Source organism: Ideonella sp. P3_A4, from assembly GCF_056403075.1.
This window is the reverse complement of the sequence record NZ_JBFUGE010001290.1, coordinates 1-707: the sequence shown is the minus strand read 5'-3', so window position 1 is coordinate 707 and position 707 is coordinate 1. Positions and strand designations below refer to the sequence as shown.

The 707-nt window shown below is 67.7% G+C and carries 1 protein-coding gene; it reads right to left on the bottom strand.

The window, feature by feature from the left end:
- Positions 1-707 (bottom strand): sialidase family protein (locus AC1DYI_RS37605; RefSeq protein ID WP_477209143.1); only part of this gene is annotated, 707 nt, incomplete at both ends.

Here is a 707-nt window from a genome sequence, read left to right as displayed (position 1 = left end):
GGCTGTTGCCGTCGTTGAGGTAGAAGTCGCTGTCGTTCTTGCGCGGCTTCGTGACCAGCGGCAGCGGCGCCGAAAAACTGGCACCGCCATCGCTGGACCAGGCGATCATCGGTTGCATCGGCGCACCGGGCTGGTCTGCATTCAGGTCGATCCAGGACACGGCCAACACGCCGTCGTCGGCCACCACGGCAGCGGGCGTGCGCTGGCTGGCCGCTCCGACGCTGCTCACAATCACCTCGGCACCCCAGGTCTTCCCCCCGTCGGTGGACGTCGAGGCCACGACCCGCATCTGCCCGTCGACCAGGGTCGACCGGACGCTGTAGAGGCTGCCGCTACGCGGCCCGCGCGTGGCGTCGACCGCCAGCACCGGCGCGCTGTAGGAGTTGGTGACGGTGGCGATCTTGCCTCGCGGCGTCCATGTGGCACCGCCGTCTTGCGAGGTCGTCAGCATCAGCTTGGCGTTGGCGCCACCGCAGCCGTTGGGCGTCCACTCAAGACATTGCACGTACGACAGGAACAGCCGGCCCTTGCGGTCGATCGCKAGGTCAGCCTGCTTCACACGGCCCACCTCCCGATCGTAGGGCGACGCCGGGCGGTGGCTCCAGCTGTCACCGCCGTCGCGCGAGGCCGTGAAGAAGATGTAGGCCTCGGTGTATTCGACCGTGCTCACCGGCAGGACGCCATAGACCGAGCCATGGAACATGGAA